General features: G+C 72.0%; 14 protein-coding genes and 1 pseudogene. 10 read left to right on the top strand and 5 right to left on the bottom strand.

Annotation, left to right across the window (positions count from 1 at the left end; translation table 11 throughout):
* The first annotated feature begins 36 nt into the window (after window positions 1-36).
* Together NF20_RS16525 and NF20_RS16520 are read left to right on the top strand one after the other, a co-directional pair.
* Window positions 37-1,239 (top strand): M20 family metallopeptidase, encoded by a 1,203-nt coding sequence (locus NF20_RS16525; protein WP_011725981.1) that lies wholly within the window; start codon window positions 37-39, stop codon window positions 1,237-1,239.
* Window positions 1,236-2,414, top strand: coding sequence for a M20 family metallopeptidase (locus tag NF20_RS16520; RefSeq protein ID WP_003874495.1), 1,179 nt, complete (start codon window positions 1,236-1,238; stop codon window positions 2,412-2,414). Before NF20_RS16525 ends, NF20_RS16520 begins: the two co-directional genes overlap by 4 nt.
* A 22-nt stretch (window positions 2,415-2,436) precedes the next feature.
* Here the strand turns inward: NF20_RS16520 and NF20_RS16515 are convergent, their stop codons facing one another.
* Complete coding sequence (locus NF20_RS16515; RefSeq protein ID WP_003874496.1) at window positions 2,437-2,904, bottom strand: gamma-glutamylcyclotransferase; 468 nt, start codon at window positions 2,902-2,904, stop codon at window positions 2,437-2,439.
* A 95-nt stretch (window positions 2,905-2,999) separates the two neighbouring features.
* On the opposite strand from NF20_RS16515, the gene NF20_RS16510 reads away from it, so the two are divergent.
* The 7 genes and pseudogenes from NF20_RS16510 to NF20_RS16480 all read left to right on the top strand — a co-directional run bounded on the left by NF20_RS16510 (window position 3,000) and on the right by NF20_RS16480 (window position 10,700).
* On the top strand, window positions 3,000-4,415 hold the full coding sequence (locus NF20_RS16510) for an NAD(P)H-quinone dehydrogenase (RefSeq protein ID WP_023860890.1): 1,416 nt from the start codon (window positions 3,000-3,002) through the stop codon (window positions 4,413-4,415).
* 56 nt (window positions 4,416-4,471) lie between these two features.
* Entirely contained in the window at window positions 4,472-6,226 is a 1,755-nt protein-coding gene (locus NF20_RS16505) for a glycerol-3-phosphate dehydrogenase/oxidase (protein ID WP_003874498.1), read from the top strand.
* On the top strand, window positions 6,223-7,095 hold the full coding sequence (locus tag NF20_RS16500; protein ID WP_023860891.1) for a pseudouridine synthase: 873 nt from the start codon (window positions 6,223-6,225) through the stop codon (window positions 7,093-7,095). The genes NF20_RS16505 and NF20_RS16500 overlap by 4 nt, the downstream gene beginning before the upstream one ends.
* A gap of 39 nt (window positions 7,096-7,134) precedes the next feature.
* On the top strand, window positions 7,135-7,731 hold the full coding sequence (locus NF20_RS16495) for a hypothetical protein (RefSeq protein ID WP_011725979.1): 597 nt from the start codon (window positions 7,135-7,137) through the stop codon (window positions 7,729-7,731).
* Window positions 7,732-7,798: 67 nt separating this feature from the next.
* Window positions 7,799-8,085: pseudogene (locus tag NF20_RS16490) on the top strand (hypothetical protein).
* A 232-nt stretch (window positions 8,086-8,317) separates the two neighbouring features.
* Entirely contained in the window at window positions 8,318-9,454 is a 1,137-nt protein-coding gene (locus NF20_RS16485; RefSeq protein WP_003878975.1) for a PPE family protein, read from the top strand.
* A 109-nt stretch (window positions 9,455-9,563) separates the two neighbouring features.
* Window positions 9,564-10,700, top strand: a complete 1,137-nt coding sequence (locus tag NF20_RS16480; protein WP_003874503.1) for a PPE family protein — start codon at window positions 9,564-9,566, stop codon at window positions 10,698-10,700.
* Window positions 10,701-10,775: 75 nt separating this feature from the next.
* Here NF20_RS16480 and NF20_RS28730 read toward each other — a convergent pair whose 3' ends face one another.
* Window positions 10,776-10,988 carry a hypothetical protein gene (locus NF20_RS28730; protein ID WP_011725978.1) on the bottom strand — a complete coding sequence of 71 codons (213 nt, stop codon included), beginning with the start codon at window positions 10,986-10,988 and terminating at the stop codon, window positions 10,776-10,778.
* A gap of 85 nt (window positions 10,989-11,073) precedes the next feature.
* On the bottom strand, window positions 11,074-11,427 hold the full coding sequence (locus NF20_RS16475; protein WP_009978801.1) for a DUF732 domain-containing protein: 354 nt from the start codon (window positions 11,425-11,427) through the stop codon (window positions 11,074-11,076).
* Window positions 11,428-11,618: 191 nt separating this feature from the next.
* Here NF20_RS16475 and NF20_RS16470 point away from each other — a divergent pair, with 191 nt between their 5' ends.
* Window positions 11,619-12,536, top strand: coding sequence for an alpha/beta hydrolase family esterase (locus tag NF20_RS16470; protein WP_009978799.1), 918 nt, complete (start codon window positions 11,619-11,621; stop codon window positions 12,534-12,536).
* Here NF20_RS16470 and nei2 read toward each other — a convergent pair.
* Window positions 12,533-13,285: an endonuclease VIII Nei2 gene (gene nei2 / locus NF20_RS16465; RefSeq protein WP_023870660.1), complete on the bottom strand. Its 753-nt coding sequence runs from the start codon at window positions 13,283-13,285 to the stop codon at window positions 12,533-12,535. The two genes, NF20_RS16470 and nei2, sit on opposite strands and share 4 nt — an antisense overlap.
* 2 nt (window positions 13,286-13,287) lie before the next feature.
* Entirely contained in the window at window positions 13,288-17,919 is a 4,632-nt protein-coding gene (locus tag NF20_RS16460; RefSeq protein WP_011725976.1) for an ATP-dependent helicase, read from the bottom strand.
* Window positions 17,920-17,941 lie beyond the last annotated feature (22 nt).

Below are 17,941 nucleotides of genomic sequence, written 5' to 3'. Positions count from 1 at the left end.
TTGGGCCCCGGTCGGATACTGCGACATACTGCGAGAGTGCCCCCCGTCGGATCAGACAGCCCGCTGGACAGCGTCGAGGATGTCGTGCGGCGGCGCGGTGCCGATCTCGTCGAGCTGTCGCACGCCATCCACGCCGAGCCGGAGCTGGCGTTCGCCGAGCACCGCAGCTGCGCCAAGGCGCAGGCGCTGGTCGCCGAGCGCGGCTTCGAGATCACCGCGGCCGCCGGCGGCCTGGACACCGCCTTTCGCGCCGACTTCGGCAGCGGCCAGCTGACCATCGGGGTCTGCGCCGAATACGACGCCCTGCCCGAGATCGGGCACGCCTGCGGCCACAACATCATCGCGGCGTCGGCCGTGGGCACCGCGCTGGCGCTGGCCGAGGTGGCCGACGACCTAGGCCTGCGGGTGGCGCTTGTGGGGACTCCCGCCGAGGAGGCCGGCGGCGGCAAGGCGCTGCTGCTCAAGGCCGGGGTGTTCGACGACATCTCCGCGGCGGTGATGCTGCATCCCGGGCCGGCCGACATCGCCGCGGCCCGCTCGCTGGCCCTGTCCGAGGCGATCGTGCGCTACCGCGGCAAGGAATCGCACGCCGCCGTCGCGCCGCACCTGGGCGTCAACGCCCTCGACGCCGTCACCGTCGCGCAAGTGGCCGTCGGGCTGCTGCGTCAGCAACTGGCGCCGGGCCAACTGGTGCACGGCATCGTCACCGACGGCGGGCAGGCGGTCAACGTCATCCCCGGGCACGCGTCGCTGCAGTACGCGATGCGCGCCGTCGAATCCGACTCGCTGCGCGAGCTGGAGGGCAGGATGTATGCCTGCTTCGCCGCGGGCGCAATGGCCGCCGGCTGCGAATACGAGATCGACAACCCCGCGCCCGCCTACGACGAACTCAAGCCGGACGCGTGGCTGGCCAACATCTTTCGCGAGGAGATGTGCCGGCTGGGCCGGCAGCCGGTGGCCCCGGAGTACGAAGCCGCGCTGCCGATGGGCAGCACCGACATGGGCAACGTGACGCAGGCGCTGCCGGGGATCCACCCGGTGGTCGGGGTCGAATCCGGTGGCGCCATGGTGCATCAGCGCGCCTTCGCCGACGCCGCCGCCGGACCCAGCGCCGACCGCGCGGTGATCGAGGGCGCGATCATGCTGGCCCGCACCGTCGTCGCGCTGGCCCAGACGCCGGCCGAGCGCGATCGGGTGCTGGCCGCGCACGAGCGCAGACGCGGCGGGGCGCACCCATGAGCCTGGCCGACGCCGCCACCTCCTGGCTGGCCGCGCACAACCAAGACCTGATCGAGTGGCGTCGGCACATCCACCGCTATCCCGAGTTGGGCCGCCAGGAATACGCCACCACCCAGTTCGTCGCCGAGCGGTTGGCCGAGGCCGGACTCAACCCCAAGGTGCTGCCCGGCGGGACCGGGCTGACCTGCGATCTCGGCCCCGAGCACGAGCCCCGGATCGCGCTGCGGGCCGACATGGACGCGCTGCCGATGGCCGAGCGCACCGGCGCGCCCTACGCCTCCACCATGCCCAACGTGGCGCACGCCTGCGGGCACGACGCGCACACCGCCATCCTGCTGGGCACCGCGCTGGTGCTGGCGTCGGTGCCGGAACTGCCGGTCGGGGTGCGGTTGATCTTCCAGGCCGCCGAGGAGCTGATGCCCGGCGGGGCGATCGACGCCATCGCCGCCGGCGCCATCACCGGGGTGTCGCGGATCTTCGCCCTGCACTGCGACCCCCGGCTGGAGGTCGGCCAGATCGCGGTCCGGCACGGCCCGATCACCTCGGCGGCCGACCAGATCGAGATCACCCTGTATTCGCCGGGCGGGCACACCTCGCGGCCGCACCTGACCGCCGACCTGGTGTACGGGCTGGGCACCCTGATCACCGGGCTGCCCGGGGTGCTGTCGCGGCGCATCGACCCGCGCAACGGCACCGTGCTGGTGTGGGGCGCGGTCAACGCCGGGGTGGCGGCCAACGCCATCCCGCAGACCGGGGTGCTGGCCGGCACCGTGCGCACCGCCAGTCGGCAGACCTGGGTGGGTCTCGAGGAGGTGATCCGGGAGACGGTGTCCGGGCTGCTCGCGCCGCTGGGCATCGAGCACACGCTGCAGTACCGGCGCGGCGTGCCGCCGGTGGTCAACGAGGACGTCTCGACGCGCATCCTCACCCACGCGATCGAGGCGCTCGGCCCCGACGCCCTGGCCGACACCCGCCAGTCCGGTGGCGGCGAAGACTTCTCCTGGTACCTCGAGGAGATTCCCGGCGCGATGGCGCGGCTGGGGGTGTGGCCTGGGGTGGGGCCACAGCTGGACCTGCACCAGCCGACGTTCAACCTCGACGAGCGGGCCCTGGCGATCGGGGTGCGGGTGATGGCCAACATCGTCGAACAGTCGGCGCTGTTCCAGGTGTTCTAGGCGGCTAGGCCGCGACGGAAAGTCAGGGCCCGATGTTGCGGGCCGGGCGGGTGCGCAGGTCGTGCACGTAATCGGCTGGCGCGCCGGCGATTTCGGCGGCGTCGGCCATCACCCCGAGGTAGCGGGCCGATGGCAGGCCGCCCTCCCAGGCGTCCAGGACGTACAGCCACGCCAGCACCGGGTCGGTGGTGGTGTCAGACGAGATGCGGTCCACCCGGCAGCGGATCTTCTTGTGCACGCCGAACTCCGAGCCCTCCCAGCGGTCGAGGTTCTTCTCGTCCGCCGGCGTCATGTCGTAGAGCACGACGAATACCTTGGAACCCGGGTCCTCCACGACCGTGGCCAGCGCGCCCTCCCAGCCGATGTCCTCGCCGCCGAACGTCAGCCGCCAGCCGTGCAGCCAGCCGGTTCCGGCCATCGGCGAGTGGGGTGCGCGCTTCAGCATCTGCTCGGGATCCATGTTCGACCCGTACGCGGCGTAGAGCGGCACGGGGAAAGCTTAGACGTCCGGGCTGCCTCGGTCTTCCCCCGAGCCGGGCGCCGCCGCGCTGCGGCGGGCATCGTCACCGGGCTAGGTTGGGGGTCGTGGTGACCCGCATTGTGATCCTCGGCGGCGGCCCGGCCGGTTACGAAGCCGCCCTGGTGGCCGCCTCCTCCCACCCCGACAGCACCCACGTCACGGTGATCGACTCCGAGGGAATCGGCGGCGCGGCCGTGCTGGACGACTGCGTGCCGTCCAAGACATTCATCGCCTCGACCTGGCTGCGCACCGAGCTGCGCCGCGCGCCGCGGCTGGGCTTCGAGATCGACATCGACGACGCCAAGATCTCGCTGCCCCAGATCCACGCCCGGGTCAAGCAACTGGCCACCGAGCAGTCCGCCGACATCACCGAACAGCTGCTCGGCGTGGGCGTGCGAGTGGTCGCCGGCCGCGGCGAGCTGATCGACCCCACCCCGGGGCTGGCCCGCCACCGCATCAAGGCCACCGCCCCCGACGGCAGCAGCAGCGAGTACGAGGCCGACGTCGTGCTGATCGCCACCGGCGCCAGCCCGCGGATCCTGCCGTCGGCCCAGCCCGACGGCGAGCGGATCCTGACCTGGCGCCAGCTCTACAACCTCGACGCGCTGCCCGACCACCTCATCGTGGTCGGCTCGGGGGTGACCGGCGCCGAGTTCGTGCACGCCTACACCGAATTGGGCGTGCCGGTGACCGTGGTGGCCAGCCGCGACCGGGTGCTGCCCTACGAGGACGCCGACGCCGCCCTGGTGCTGGAAGAGGCGTTCTCCGAGCGGGGCGTGCAGCTGGTGAAGAACGCCCGCGCGCAATCGGTCACCCGCACGCCCGACGGGGTGCTGGTCACCCTGACCGACGGGCGCACCGTGGCGGGCAGCCACGCCCTGATGACCATCGGCTCGGTGCCCAACACCGCCGGCCTGGGCCTGGAGCGGGTCGGCATCGAGCTGGGCCGCGGCGGCTACCTGACGGTGGACCGGGTGTCGCGGACCTCGGTGCCCGGCATCTACGCCGCCGGCGACTGCACCGGCCTGCTGCCGCTGGCCTCGGTGGCCGCCATGCAGGGCCGCATCGCGATGTATCACGCGCTCGGCGAGGGCGTCAGCCCGATCCGGCTGCGCACAGTCGCGGCGACGGTGTTCACCCGGCCCGAGATCGCCGCCGTCGGCGTGCCGCAGACCATGATCGACGACGGTTCGGTGTCGGCGCGCACCATCATGCTGCCGCTGCGCACCAATGCGCGGGCCAAGATGTCGGGGCTGCGGCAGGGTTTCGTGAAGGTGTTCTGCCGCAAGTCCACCGGGGTGGTGATCGGCGGCGTGGTGGTGGCGCCGATCGCCTCCGAGCTGATCCTGCCGATCGCGGTGGCGGTGCAGAACCGCATCACCGTCAACGAATTGGCGCAGACGCTGGCGGTTTACCCGTCGCTGTCCGGTTCGATCACCGAGGCGGCCCGGCGGCTGATGGCCCACGACGACCTGGACTAATGGTTAGCCTTGGTGCAGCACGCCCTACTGACGAGTAACCGGACAGGAGCCCTGCAGTGAGCGATCCGATCCACGCACTCGGCGAGCCCGGCTCGCCGGCTTCGGCGCTGGGACCGCGGCAACGCGCGGCGGCCTGGGACAGGCTGGGCGCCGAGCAGTTCGACGTGGTGGTGATCGGCGGCGGCGTGGTGGGATCGGGCTGCGCCCTGGACGCCGCCACCCGCGGGCTCAAGGTCGCGCTGGTGGAGGCCCGCGACTTCGCGTCGGGCACCTCGAGCCGTTCCTCGAAGATGTTCCACGGCGGCCTGCGCTATCTCGAGCAGCTGGAGTTCGGGCTGGTGCGCGAGGCCCTATACGAGCGCGAGCTGTCGCTGACCACGCTGGCACCGCACCTGGTCAAGCCGATGCCCTTTCTGTTCCCGCTGACCAATCGGTTGTGGGAACGGCCCTACATCGCCGCCGGCATCTTTCTCTACGACCGGCTGGGCGGCGCGAAATCCGTTCCGGCGCAAAAGCATTTGACCCGCGCCGGTGCGCTGCGGCTGTGCCCGGGCCTCAAACGCAGCGCGCTGATCGGCGGAATCCGCTACTACGACACCATCGTCGACGACGCCCGGCACACCCTGACCGTCGCGCGCACCGCGGCGCACTACGGCGTGGTGGTGCGCAACTCCACCCAGGTGGTCGCCCTGCTGCGGGAGGGCGACCGGGTGACCGGGGTGCGGGTGCGCGACTCCGAAGACGGCTCGGTCACCGAGGTCCGCGGGCATGTGGTGGTCAACGCGACCGGCGTGTGGACCGATGAGATCCAGGCATTGTCCAAGCAGCGCGGGCGATTTCAGGTGCGGGCATCCAAGGGGGTGCACGTGGTGGTGCCGCGCGACCGCATCGTCAGCGACGTGGCGATCATCCTGCGCACCGAGAAGTCGGTGATGTTCGTCATCCCGTGGGGCAGCCACTGGATCATCGGAACCACCGACACCGACTGGGATCTGGATCTGGCCCACCCCGCGGCCACCAAGGCCGACATCGACTACATCCTGTCCACCGTCAACACCGTGCTGGCGATCCCGCTCACCCACGCCGACATCGACGGGGTGTATGCGGGGCTGCGGCCGCTGCTGGCCGGGGAGAGCGAGGAAACCTCCAAGCTGTCCCGCGAGCACGCGGTGGCGGTGCCCGCACCCGGCTTGGTGGCCATCGCCGGCGGCAAGTACACCACCTACCGGGTGATGGCCGCCGACGCGATTGACGCTGCGGCGCAATTCATTCCGGCCCGGGTGGCGCCGTCGATCACGGAGAAGGTCAGCCTGCTCGGCGCCGACGGCTACTTCGCGCTGATCAATCAGGCCGAGCACGTCGCGCAGCTGCGCGGGTTGCATCCCTACCGGGTGCGCCACCTGCTGGACCGCTACGGCTCTTTGATCGGTGACGTGCTGGCGCTGGCCGCCGATCGGCCCGACCTGCTCAACCCGATCACGGAGGCGCCCGGCTATCTGCGGGTGGAGGCGCTGTACGCCGTAACCGCCGAGGGCGCTTTGCATTTGGAGGACATCCTGGCCCGCCGGATGCGCATCTCCATCGAATACTCGCATCGCGGCGTCGACTGCGCCCGCGAGGTCGCCGACGTGGTCGCGCCGGTGCTGGGGTGGACGGCCGGCGACGTCGAGCGCGAGGTCGCCAACTACACCGCCCGGGTGCAGGCCGAGATCCTGTCGCAGGCCCAGCCCGACGACGTGTCGGCCGACGAGCTGCGGGCCAGTGCGCCCGAGGCGCGCGCCGAGATCCTCGAGCCGGTGCCGCTCAATTGAGACCGGTGCCGCTGCCGGTTCGCGACGGGCTGGGACCCGCCCGGGTGCGGCTGCGCGGCGGTCCGGTGCTGGCCGAGCTCACCGCCCGGTTCGGCGCCGCGGCCCGCGCCAAAGTCCTTGCCGCCGAAGTGGTTACCGCAGACGGTGCGGTGGTCGACGAGGCCACCGTGTTGCCGGCCGGGGCCAGTGTGTACCTTTACCGCGAGCTGCCCGACGAGGTGGTGGTGCCCTTCGACCTCCCGGTGCTGCACCGCGACGACGACATCGTCGTCGTCGACAAGCCGCACTTTCTGGCCACCATGCCGCGCGGACGGCACGTCGCCCAGACCGCGCTGGTGCGGCTGCGCCGGGAGCTCGGCTTGCCGGAGCTGAGCCCCGCGCACCGGCTGGACCGGCTGACCGCCGGGGTGCTGCTGTTCACCGCGCGGCGCGAGGTGCGCGGCGCCTATCAGACGCTGTTCTCCCGCGGGCTGGTGGACAAGACCTATCTGGCCCGGGCCGCCGTCGACCCGGCGCTGGTGTTCCCGCGGGTGCTGGCCGGCCGCATCGTCAAGCACCGGGGCCGGATGCAGGCGGTCTGCGAACCCGGGCCGCCCAACGCGCTGACGGAGGTGGAGCTGTTGTCCCCGGACGGTCTGTACCGGCTGCGGCCACGCACCGGACGCACCCATCAGCTGCGCCTGCAGATGGCCTCGCTGGGCATACCGATCATCGGTGATCCGTTGTATCCCAACATGATTGACGTGCCGGCCGATGACTTCAGCACCCCGCTGCAGCTGCTTGCCCAGCGCATCGAGTTCGACGATCCGCGCACCGGCGCCCGCCGCGTCTTCGTCAGCCGCCGGACCCTCGACGACCCAGGTCCATGACGGAGTTTGGCGCGCCGCTGCGCGGGTACCTGGTGGCGTGTGCGACGGCAATTGCGGATTCCGGAACGGGCCAACGACGCCGAGACCGCGCTGCTGCGGTACCTGCTCTACGGGCTGCTGCCGGCCTGGTTCATCCCGGCCCTGCTGGATTGGAACCAGCACCGGCGCAGCAGGATTGAGATCACCTCGGGCACCCGGGAGTCGCTGATCCATCTGCTGATGATGGCCGAGGTGGGGGTGCCGATCACCCTGGTCCTGCTGTGCGAGATCAACCCGCTGGTGCTCTCGACGATCCTGGCGTCCATCGCCGCCCACGAGGCCACCGCGCTGTGGGACGTCACCGCCGCCGAGCGCAGCGGGCGCCGGGTCACCACCTGGGAGCAGCACGTGCACAGCTTCCTGGAGTCGCTGCCGATCATGGCGGCCTCGGCGCTGGGCTGCCTGCACTGGCGGGAGGTGCGCGAGCTCGCCCGCGGCGCCCGCTCCCGCGACGCCTGGCGGCTGCGCTGGAAGCAGAACCCGCTGCCCGGCGGCTACCTCGCCGCGGTCGCCGCCGCGGTGGCCGCCGCGATCGTCGTCCCCTACGGCGAGGAGCTCTACCGCTGCGTCACCAAGACCGACCGGACGCTGCGCTGAACGGCGACCCACCCGGGCGCAACACGCGGTAGCGTCATAGCCGGCGCCGACGTGACGGGAGGCAACCATGAGGCACGGCACCGTCGCAGCGGCGGCCGCCCTGCTGCTGGCCGCCGGGGTGATCGCCGCGGCCCCGCCGGCCCGGGCCGGCTGCCAGTACGGCGGGCCCGTGCTGAGCAAGTGTGACGGCCCCGTCCAGCCCGACGGCACCTGGCAGCGCTGCGTCGCGGTCACCCGCCTGATCCCCAACGGGCCAGCTCCTACCTGGTGCCCGACGGGCACTGCGAACAGCTGGGACCCGACCAGCACCCGGCCGATCTCGCCTTCGCCGACCCGCCCGGCCACATCGACTGAGCCGAGACTGCCCGGCGGCGGACGGCGACCGCCGGCACGCCCAGCTGGCACACCGCCAGCAAATGTGAAAACGATTTCTGTTATGGGTATAGGGTGGCCTAACATCGGCAGTCGGTCTGGGAGGGACATGACCGCAGGTGACAGGCCTGGACGTGCAGAGTTTCCGCGCTGTTCGCGGCCTGGTCAACGCAAATTTGCTGAGGCGTTCTCAGCGTGGGCATTGTGAGATGTGATGGATCTGTTTGCACCCCCCGAGGTCACCTCGACGCTCATCCACACCGGGCCGGGCGCGGGCTCGCTGATCGAGGCCGCCGCCGCCTGGCAGCGCGTCGCCGTCGAGCTGGAGAACTCGGTGTCCAGCTACGCCTCGACGCTGTCGTCGCTGATCGAGTCCTGGGACGGCCCCTCGGCGATGGCGATGCTGCAATCCGTCCAGCCCTACCTGCTGTGGCTGCGCGAGACCGCGCAGCAGTCCGCGCAGCTGGCGAACTCCGCCGAGGCCGCGGCGACGGCGTTCGGCACCGTGCGGTCCACCGTGGTGCACCCGTCGGTCGTCAGCGCCAACCGCACCCGGCTGGCCCAGTTGCTGGCCACCAACCGGTTCGGCACCAACACGGCGGCGATCGCCGAGACCGAGAACGAATACCAGACCATGTGGGCGAACAACTCGGCCGCGCTGAGCCGCTACCAGGCGGCCTCGTCGCAGGCGACATCGCCGCTGACCCAGTTCAATTCGCCGCTGGCCGTCACCGACCCCGGCGGGACCGCCAACCAGCAGGCCGCGGTGATGAAGGCGTCGGTCGACTCCTCGGGTTCGTCGGTGGGCTCGGTGCTCAACGACCTCAACATGCCCGGCGGGTTCGATCCCAACGCCGGCTGGTTCAACTACTTCAGCACCTGGGGCAACCAGTTCATCTCGTCCGGCTTCCCGATCAACCTGCTGGGCGTGTGGGCGCAGCTGGCCACCGCCCAGGGGGTCGCATCCGTCGGCGGCGACATCGGCTCCGGCCTGTCCGAGGGCCTGGGCGCGACCACCGCCAGCCTGGCCAACGCGATCAAGGGCATCGGCGCGGGAGCGGTGGCGCCGAGCGGCGCGATGGGCGTCGGGGTGTCGCTGGGCAAACTGACCGCGCCCCCGGCGGTGGTCGGGCTGCTGCCGGGAACCCAGACCGGCGTGCAGCTGGCCTCGGCGGCGTCGCCGCTGCCCGCGGCCGAATCGGGTTTCCCGCTGATGCCGATGATGGTGCCGCCGCCGACCACCTCGGCGGGCACCGGCTGGCGAAAACGTAAACAGCAGAAGTACGAGGACGTCGCCTACGGCCGGGAAGTCAAAGGCAAAGTGATGCCTCGTAATCCGTCGGCCGGATGAATTGACCATGGTGCCCCGCCCTCACCGCGGACACCGAATCGCCGAACGGGCCCGTCCGCAGCGCGGCCCACACCCACATTCTTCCCGAATGCAGCCAAGGTAAAGGTTCATGGATTTTGGGATACTGCCGCCGGAGGTCACCTCGGCGCTGATCCACGCTGGACCCGGTGCCTGGTCATGGATCGAAGCCGCCGGGGTGTGGCAGCAGCTGAGCATGGAGCTCGAACAGTCGGCGAGCAGCTACACCGCGGAGCTGGCGGCGCTGTCGACCACCTGGCAGGGGCCATCCGCGCTCGCGATGACCCGGGCGCTCGAGCCGTACGTGGACTGGTTGCGGATCACCGCCCAGCAATGCCAGGAGATCGCCACCTCGGTGCAAACCGCCACTGCCGCATTCGAATTGACGCACTGGACGGTGGTGCATCCCTCGCTGGTCGCCGCCAACCGCGCCCGCCTGGCAATGTTGTTGGCCACCAACTTCTTCGGGATCAACTATCCGGCCATCGCCGAAACCGAGGCCGAGTACCACGCCATGTGGGTGAACAACTCCGCGGCGATGTACCGCTACGCGGCGACCTCGGCGACCGCGGTCAGGTTGCCCCGGTTCACCGAGCCGCCCCAGGTGGCCAACCCGTCCGGGGTGAGCACCCAGGCCGCGATGGTGCCCGCGACGAACGCCGCTGATTCCGGCACCCAGACCGGTGTCGCCGGCACCCTGCAGGCCGCCTCCACCGCCTTCTTCGATCCCAACACTGGCTGGTTCAAGTACTGGAGCACCTGGGGCAACCAATTCCTGGCCGCCAGCGGATTTCCGATCAACCTGATCGGGGTGCTGGCCCAGCTGCAGACCGCCAGCGGATTCCAGTCGCTGGGCGCCGACGTCGCCGGCGGCCTGGCCGAAGGCACAGCCGCCCTGTCGGCGGCCGAGGTGCGACTGGTCAGCGCCGTCGGCGCCGCCGGATCGTCCCTGGCGCCGCGGGCGGCGCTGGGCGTGGGCATCTCGCTGGGCAACCTGACCATGCCGCCGGCGACGGTGGGAATGCTGGGGTCGCAGGCGCCCGTGCAACTGGCGTCGGCCGCCTCGCCGCTCGCGACCGGGGCCGGGCAGCCGCCGATGCTGCCGATGACGCCGATGCGCCCGGGCGGCAACGGAACCCGCCGGCGCAACGGGCGCGACTACGACGACATCGAGTACGGCGCGGAGCTTCCCGGCACCGTGATGCAGCGGCCGCCGTCAGCGGGCTAGAGGGAAAGACGATGGGGCGCAGAGCATTCCGGACAGCCGGGGCCGCGTGTGGCGGGGCGGCAGGGCGCAGGACGGCTATTCGGCCGCCGGGGGAGCGGAAAGGCCTTGCCGGATGCCCTGATTCATCGCATCCCGCGGCGTCGCGCCGCCGGGCGGATCCGGTTGATCGCAGGCGCAATTCAGATGGGCGAACGGGCCGGGGTCGGCGCCGGCCGGCGCCGCGGCCCCGACGGGCGGGCCGAGAGCGATTGCGACACAGGCCATACCGGCCAGCAGTCTCGGAATCATCGTGGCTCTGCGCTTCGTCACCTGAATTCGGATGTTCAGATTTTATCCGCGGTTTCGTCACGAGCCTGTCAACCGGCTGTAAATTTCAGGATCCGGCTGCCGCCGCCGCATACTTCGGGCAGTACGCCTTGATGCTGACGCCCACGAAATAGCCGGCGTGATAGCTGTCCAGGGTGCTGCTGGACAGCACGTTGTTGGCGACCTGCTCGGGGGTCTGGCCCATGTCGAGTTCGTGGCACACGGTGTGGCCGGAGTTGACCGCGGCGTCGGGGGACTCGTAGTTGATGCCCTTGGCCTTCAGCGCGGCCAGGAACGCGTCGTCGGCCGAGGTGGCATACGCCGGCGTCGTGATCACGCCGAGGAGGCCGGCCAGCGGCAGCAGGCCGGCGACCACCAGCGACCGCGGCCGGGCGCGCTTGCGTATCTGGGTGCTCGTCATTTGTGATACTCCCGTGGAACAGAAGTGCCGTTGCTTGCTGGAGGCGGGGCTAGGTCGAATGCTCGCATGTCGCGGCGGCACCGGCTGCCGTATCACCGATAATGCGGTGCGTGCCACACCAGGGTTTGCTCCGGCGTCGACTGCGCGTCACCTGCGGGCCCTGCTCGACGCGGCGCCGGTGATCTGACGAGATGGCGTACGCGCGATGGCTGTGGCTCGCTGTGCTGGCGGTATGCGTGGTCGGCTGCGGTGTGCGGCATGTGTCGGCGGCCAGCGCGCGAGACATTTCCGGCACCTTTCGTTCCGGCGGCATGGACCGAACCTACATGTTGCACGTGCCGGCGGGCGACCCCGTCGGCCTGGTGCTCAGCCTGCACGGCGGCGGCGGAACCGGCATCGCGCAGCGCGGGCTGACCGGCTTCGACGCCGTTGCTGACGCGCACAACCTGTTGGTCGTCTACCCCGACGGCTACGAGAAGAGCTGGGCCGACGGGCGCGGCGCCTCACCGGCGGATCGCCACCACGTCGACGACGTCGCCTTCCTGGTCGGGCTGGTGACCAAGCTGCAAAACGACTACCGCGTCGCGCCCGGCCACGTCTTCGTCACCGGAATGTCCAACGGGGGCTTCATGTCCAACCGGCTCGCCTGCGACCGCGCCGACGTCTTCGCCGCCGTCGCGCCGGTGGCCGGCACCCTCGGCGTGGGCGTGGCCTGCAACCCGTCCCGGCCGGTGTCGGTGTGGGCGGCGCACGGGACCGCCGATCCGCTGGTGCCGTTCAAGGGCGGGGCGGTGCGCGGCCGGGGCGGCCTCAGCCACGCCGTCTCGGCGGAAGCCATGGTGGACAAGTGGCGCAAGGTCGACGGATGCCAGGGCGATCCGTCGATGGAGCTGCTGCCCGACGCCCGCGACGGCACGGTGGTGCACCGCTTCGACTCCACGTCGTGCGCGGCGTCCACCGAGGTGGTCTTCTACCGGATCGACAAGGGCGGGCACACCTGGCCCGGCGGCAAGCAGTACCTGCCCGCCGCGGTCATCGGCCCCACCACGCACACGCTGGACGGGTCGGAGGCCATCGCGGAGTTCTTCCTGGCCCACGCCCGCGATTAGCGCTGGCAGGACGGGCACCAGTAGGTCACCCGGTCCCCGGAGTCGTCGAACTCGATGGGGGTGCCGCAGCGGCGGCACGGTTGGCCGGCCCGCCCGTAGACCCACAGCTGCCGGCCGTTGCGGGTGTCGCCGGTGGTGCACCGGTTCCAACGGAAGCGGTTGAGCCACAACATGTCCCGGGCACGCGAGACGAGCCGCCGCGGGTCGGCGACGGCGCTCACCGGCGCGGTGGGCAGATGCCCGCTGACAAAGCACAACTCGTTGCAGTAGACGTTGCCGATCCCGGCCAGCACCCGCTGATCCAGCAGCGCCTCGGCGATCGGCCGCTGCGGGCGGGCCACCAGGTTGGCGGCGGCCCGCGCGGGGTCCCAATCCTCGCCGAGCAGATCGGGTCCCAGATGCGCGACGGCCTCGCCGTCGCGATCGCGGTCCAGGATCCGCAGCACGCCCAGATCGACGCCGACCGCGGTCGCGGAGCCGGTTTCCAGGACGATGCGCGCCCGGTGGTCGACCCGCACCCGCGGGCCGACCCGCCAACTGCCCTCCATCTTCAGGTGCGAGTGGATGCTGGCGGCGCCCACCCGGATGAACAGATGCTTTCCACGGCTGAGGATCTCGTCGACCACCTGCCCGGTGAGGTCGACGGTGGCGAACCGCGGCACCCGGATGTCGCAGCGGGTCAGCGTCTCGCCGAGCAGATGCTCGCGCAGCACGGCGGCGGTGTGCCAGACGGTGTCACCCTCGGGCATGGTCAGCGCAGCCGCATTCCGCGCGGGGTGCGGGCGAACCCGGCGTCGGCGAGCGCCGTCAGCGCGTCGTTGCCGGCGGCACCGTCGCCGCGCGGCGCCAACGCCGGCACCCCGTCGATGCGCTCCACCAGGATCGCCGCGACGCGACGGGCCGAGACCAGCCCGGCCAGCGCCGCCGCCGCGGCGTGCTGGGCGGCCGGGTCGTCGGTGAAGGTGAGCAGCGACCGGCCGCCCCGCTCCAGGAACCAGGCCAGCTCGCCGTCCACCAGCACCACCAGCGCCCCGGCCTTGCGGCCGGGCCGGGCCCCGTCCGCGCTCGAGGCCGGCCAGGGCAGCGCGGCGCCGTACGGGTTGGCCGGATCGGCGGCGGCCAGCACGATCGCCCGATACTCGGGCCGTTGCGGGTCGACCCCGTCGGCGAACCCGCGCAGCCGGTCGACGGTGGAGGCGACGGCGAACTGCGCCCCGCCCAGCGATTCGATGAAGTAGCCGCGCTGGCAGCGGCCGGCGTCCTCGAAAGTGCTCAGCACCTTGTACAGCGTGGCGAACCCGCCCGCGACGCCCTCGGCGGCCACCGCGCCCCGGGTCAGCACGCCGTGCCGGCCCAACAACAGTTCGGCCTGGAAGTGGGCGCGCACCGTGGAGTCCGGCTCGGGCGGCGGCAGCACGGACCATCGGCCGGCCACGGTCGTGTCGGCCGGACGGGCCTGCGGGTGCGCCACGCTGTACCGGCTCAGCCGCGGCGGCCGCTGCGCGCGGTGCGCCGGCGCCGAACGCCGGCGCGTTCCGCCGCCGCCGAGCAGGGCGCGCACCGGGGCGAACGTGTCGCCGGTGATCCAGCCGGCCCAAACCAGTTCCCACAGTGCGGCTTTGAGCTCGGCGTCGGACACCCCGTCGGTTGCCAGCTGACGGAAGAAGTAGCCGCCGCCACCGGCCAGCACATCCAGGATGGCGCGGTGCGCCTCGCCCAGCTCGATGTCGGCGGGCCCCTGCAGCGTCAGCGGCGCGGACTCGCTGGGGTGCAGGGCGATCCAGCCGTCGCTGCCCGAGATGGACCCGGCGCCCGACCAGGTGACCTCACCGGTGGCCAGCAGTTCGTCCAGCAGGGCGGGGGAGTAGTCGCGCACCCGCGGGGCCAGCACCAGCGGCTCGAGCGCCGAGGCCGGCAGCCGCACCCCGGCCAGCTGCTCGATCACCGACATCAGCCCGTCCAGCCCGGAATGGCCGGGCGCGCGCGAGGATTCGGCCGCTCCGACCCGGTGCCAGGCGGGCAGGAACCGCCCGTAGGCGGCGGTGCTGACCGGCTCCACCTGGGCGCGCAGCGCGGCCAGCGACCGCCGCCGCAGGATGCGCAGCACGTCGGCGTCGCACCACTGCTCGGCCCCGAGCACTCCGCCCGGCTCCGACGGCCGCGCCGCGACGAAGTCGCCGCGCACCAGCCGGCCCTGCGAAGTGGAGGGGTCGGCGAGCCGGCCCAGGACGTCGGCGGTCACCCGCAGCCCCAGACCGAACCGGGCGGCGGCCTCGGCGGTGCTGAACGGGGTGTGGGTGCGCGCATACCGGCCCAGCAGCTCGCCCAGCGGGTCGGCGACCTCCTCGGTGAACGCGGCCGGCACGCCCAGCGGAACCGCGATGCCCAGGCCGTCGCGCAGCCGGCCGATGTCCTCGATGGCCACCCACCAGCTGCGGCCGGCGAACGACACCGGCACCGCGCGCCGGGCCGCGCGCAGGCCCTCCAGCCAGCCCCTGACCTCGACGGCGTCCGCGCCACCGGCCCGGGCGACCACCTCGTCCTCGGTGAGCGGGCCCAGCAGCCGCAGCAGGTCGGCGACGGCCTCCGCGTCGCGGGCGGCCCGCTCGGGCGCCAGGTGCTGCAGCGCCCGGGCGGTGGCCGCGACCACCTCGGGGTCGAGCAATTCGCGCAGCTCCACCCGGCCCAGCAGCTCGGCCAGCAGCGTGCTGTCCAGCGACAGCGCGGCGGCCCGCCGCTCGGCCAGCGGGCTGTCGCCCTCGTACATGAACGCGCCGACGTAGCCGAACAGCAGCGAGGCCGCGAACGGCGAGGGCCGCTGCGTCTCCACCTCCAGCACCCGCACCCGCCGCTGCGCGATGCCGGCCATCAGCGCGACCAGGGCGGGCACGTCGTAGACGTCCTGCAGGCATTCCCGGACGGTCTCGAGCACCACCGGGAAGTCGGGGTATTTGCGGGCCACCTCCAGCAGCTGGGCGGCGCGCTGGCGCTGCTGCCACAGCGGCGAGCGGCGGCCGGGGTGCCGGCGCGGCAACAGCAGCGCGCGCGCCGCGCACTCGCGGAACCGCGACGCGAACAGCGCCGAACCGCCCACCTCGGCGGTGACGATCGGGTCGATCTCGTCGGCGTCGAAGACGAAAAGCTCTGCGCCGGGCGGGGTGTCGCCACCGTCGGACGCGAAATCGGAAACCGTGTCCGGCAGCCGCACCACCACGCCGTCGTCGGACGCGGTGGGCTTCTCGTCGATGCCGTAGCGCTCCCGCAGCCGGCGGCCCACTGCCAGGGCCAGCGGCCCGTTCACGCCGAGCCCGTACGGCGAGTGCAGGATCACCCGCCAGTCGCCGAGCTCGTCGCGGAACCGCTCGACCAGCAACGTGGTGTCGGTGGGCACCACCCCGGCGGCGGTGCGCTGCTCGTCGAACAGGCCGTACAGATTGTCGACGGCGTACGCGTCGAAACCCAATGCGGCACACCGGGAATCGAATTCCTCTCGGCTCAGGCCGGCGAGTTCGCCGGTGAACGCGCCGAGCGCGGCACCCAGCTCGGCCGGGCGGCCCACGCCGTCACCGCGCCAGAACGGCAACCGGGCCGGCTGCCCGGGCGCCGGGATCACCAGCACCCGGTCATGGGTGATCTCGGTGATCCGCCAGCTGGTGGCGCCCAGCGAGATGACGTCGCCGGGCCGCGACTCGTACACCATCTCCTCTTCGAGTTCGCCTACCCGAGAGGGCTTTTCGGCTTCCGAGGCGAGGTAGACGGTGAATAGCCCGCGGTCCGGGATGGCGCCGCCGGAGGTGACCGCCAGCCGCTGGGCGCCGGGGCGCGCGGTCAGCGTGCCGGTGTTGCGGTCGTAGACCAATCGCGGTCGCAGCTCGGCGAATTCGGTGGACGGATACTTGCCGGAGAGCAGGTCCAGGGTGGCCTCGTAGATGCTGCGCGGCAGCGTCGCGAACGGGGCGGCCCGGCGCACCGTGTCGAACCACCGGTCGGCGTCCAGCGGTTCGAGGGCGGCCGCCGCCACGGTCTGCTGGGCCAGGATGTCCAGCGGGTTGGCCGGCACCCGCATGGTCTCGATCTGGCCGGCCAGCATGCGCTGCACGGTCACCGCGCAGCCGATCAGGTCGGTGCGGTGCTTGGGGAACAGCACCCCGCGCGACACCTCGCCGACCTGGTGGCCGGCCCGCCCGATGCGCTGCAGCCCGCTGGCCACCGACGGCGGCGCCTCCACCTGGATGACCAGATCGACGGCGCCCATGTCGATGCCCAACTCCAGGCTGGAGGTGGCCACCACCGCCTTGAGCAGGCCGCGTTTGAGGTCCTCCTCGACCAGCGCGCGCTGTTCCTTGCTGACCGAACCATGGTGGGCCCGAGCCAGTATCGGCTCCACGCCGTAGGTCTGACCCGAGGCCATGATGTGCGCCGGGGCGCCGCCGGCCACCTTCGGATTGGCGGTCGCGGAGAGCTCGACGCCGCTGCGCTCGGCGTGAATCTCGTTGAGCCGGGCGGTGAGTCGCTCGGCCAGCCGCCGCGAATTGGCGAACACGATGGTCGAACCGTGCGCCTCGATCAGGTCGACCAGGCGGTTCTCCACGTCGGGCCAGATGGTGTTGTTCGCCAGGTTGGCCATGTCGGGCACCGGTACCTGCACGCTCAGCTCGACGGTCTTGGCCGACGGCGGGGCCACCACGGTGGTCCGGGTGCCCGGCGCCGCCCCGGACAGGAAACGGGCCAGCTCGTCGGGCGGCCGCACCGTCGCCGACAACCCGATGCGCTGGGCGGGCCGGCCCTCGCGCAGCGCGTCCAGGCGCTCCAGCGACAGCGCCAGGTGCGCGCCGCGCTTGCCGCCCGCGATGGCGTGGATCTCGTCGACGATCACCGTCTGCACCCCGGCCAGCGTCTCGCGGGCCGCCGAGGTGAGCATCAGAAACAGCGACTCCGGCGTGGTGATCAGCACGTCGGGCGGCCGGTTGATCAGCTGGCGACGCACCGCCGGCGGGGTGTCACCGGAGCGCACCCCGACGCTGATGTCGGGGGCCGGCAGGCCGGCGCGCTCGGCGATGCGGGTGAGCCCGGCCAGCGGCGTGCGCAGGTTGCGCTCGACGTCGACGGCCAGCGCTTTGAGCGGCGACACGTAGAGCACCCGGGTGCCGGGCGCACGCTCGGCCTGGCCGGCCAGGCTGTCCAGGGCCCACAGGAACGCGGCCAGCGTCTTGCCCGACCCGGTCGGCGCGATCACCAGCGTGTTGTGGCCGTCGGCGATGGCGCTCCAGGCCTGCGCCTGCGCCGTGGTCGGGGCGGCGAAGGTGCTGGTGAACCACTCCCGGGTGATCGCGCTGAACCGGCCCAGCGGGTCGGACGGCCGGGGCTCGGCGCGGGTGCTCACCTGTCCATGGTGCCAACGGGCA

This window comes from Mycobacterium sp. MAC_080597_8934 (assembly GCF_000523975.1).
GTDB lineage: Bacteria > Actinomycetota > Actinomycetes > Mycobacteriales > Mycobacteriaceae > Mycobacterium > Mycobacterium avium.
The sequence above is the reverse complement of the archived record's forward strand: the minus strand, read 5'-3'. Positions and strand labels throughout refer to the sequence as shown.

Coding starts and splice junctions, on each gene's coding strand:
- NF20_RS16520 (WP_003874495.1), top strand. CDS start 1,236: ATGAGCCTGGCCGACGCCGCCACCTCCTGGCTGGCCGCGCACAACCAA.
- NF20_RS16485 (WP_003878975.1), top strand. CDS start 8,318: ATGGATCTGTTTGCACCCCCCGAGGTCACCTCGACGCTCATCCACACC.
- NF20_RS16480 (WP_003874503.1), top strand. CDS start 9,564: ATGGATTTTGGGATACTGCCGCCGGAGGTCACCTCGGCGCTGATCCAC.
- NF20_RS28730 (WP_011725978.1), bottom strand. CDS start 10,988: ATGATTCCGAGACTGCTGGCCGGTATGGCCTGTGTCGCAATCGCTCTC.
- NF20_RS16475 (WP_009978801.1), bottom strand. CDS start 11,427: ATGACGAGCACCCAGATACGCAAGCGCGCCCGGCCGCGGTCGCTGGTG.
- NF20_RS16470 (WP_009978799.1), top strand. CDS start 11,619: ATGGCGTACGCGCGATGGCTGTGGCTCGCTGTGCTGGCGGTATGCGTG.
- nei2 (WP_023870660.1), bottom strand. CDS start 13,285: ATGCCCGAGGGTGACACCGTCTGGCACACCGCCGCCGTGCTGCGCGAG.